Source organism: Xanthomonas sp. SHU 166 (genome assembly GCF_000364685.1).
Taxonomy (GTDB): domain Bacteria; phylum Pseudomonadota; class Gammaproteobacteria; order Xanthomonadales; family Xanthomonadaceae; genus Xanthomonas_A; species Xanthomonas_A sontii.
On the sequence record NZ_AQOJ01000624.1, the window covers coordinates 1 to 1230 of the forward strand.

Here is a 1230-nt window from a genome sequence, read left to right on the forward strand (position 1 = left end):
GGCCGCCGGCATCCACGTGGTGACCCCGAACAAACAGGCCGGCGCCGGGCCGCTGCCGCGCTTCCACGCCATCCGCGCCGCGGCCGCCGCCAGCGGCGCGCGCTTCCGCTACGAGGCCACGGTCGGTGCCGGCCTGCCGGTGATCACCACCTTGCGCGACCTGGTCGATACCGGCGACGCGGTCACCGCGATCGAAGGCATCTTCTCCGGCACCTTGGCCTGGCTGTTCAACAAGTACGACGGCAGCGTGCCGTTCGCGCAATTGGTGGCCGAGGCGCGCGGCATGGGCTACACCGAGCCGGACCCGCGCGACGACCTGTCCGGCACCGACGTGGCGCGCAAGCTGGTGATCCTGGCGCGCGAGGCCGGGCACGAGCTGAGCCTGGAGGACGTGGCGGTGGAAAGCCTGGTGCCGGAAGCGCTGCGCCAGGCCAGCGTGGACGATTTCATGGCGCGCCTGCACGAGGTCGATGCGGTGTTCGCGCAGCGCCTGCAGGCGGCCAGGGCGCGCGGCTGCGTGCTGCGTTACGTGGCGCGGTTGGCGCCGGGCCATGCACCCAGCGTGGGCCTGGTGGAACTGCCGGCCGACCATGCCTTCGCCAACCTGCGCCTGACCGACAACGTGGTGCAGTTCACCACCCGCCGCTACTGCAACAATCCGCTGGTGGTACAGGGGCCGGGCGCCGGCCCGGAAGTGACCGCCGCCGGTGTGTTCGCCGACCTGCTGCGGGTCGCGGCGGGCGAGGGCGCGCGCCTGTGAGCCGGATGCAGACGCTGGCAACGAGCGCCGTCGGCCCGGCCGCGCTGCCGACGCAGGCAAGCGCGTTCGCGCCGGCCTCGGTGGCCAACGTGGCGGTGGGATTCGACCTGCTGGGCTATGCGGTGGAAGGTGTCGGCGACACGGTGACGGTGCGCCGCATCGACGCGCCGGAGGTGCGCATTGCCGCGATCCGTGGCACCACCGTGACCTTGCCATTGGAGGCCGCACGCAACACCGCCGGTGCCGCGTTGATGTCGCTGCGCGAGGCGTTGGCGCTGCCGTTCGGCTTCGAACTGGAGATCGACAAGGGCATCCCGCTCAGCTCCGGCATGGGCGGCTCGGCCGCCTCGTGCGTGGCCGCGCTGGTGGCGGCCAATGCCTTGCTTGCCGCGCCGCTGTCGCGCGATGCACTGTATCGCTACGCGCTGGACGGCGAGGCGGTGGCCAGCGGCAGCCGCCACGGCGACAAC

At 72.5% G+C, this 1230-nt stretch carries 2 pseudogenes; both read left to right on the forward strand.

The annotated features are described in order from the left end of the window. Positions 1 to 760, forward strand: a pseudogene (locus tag D180_RS15210) (bifunctional aspartate kinase/homoserine dehydrogenase I); the annotation flags it as partial. Positions 761 to 765: 5 nt separating this feature from the next. Continuing rightward, a pseudogene (locus D180_RS15215) lies at positions 766 to 1230 on the forward strand (homoserine kinase); the annotation flags it as partial.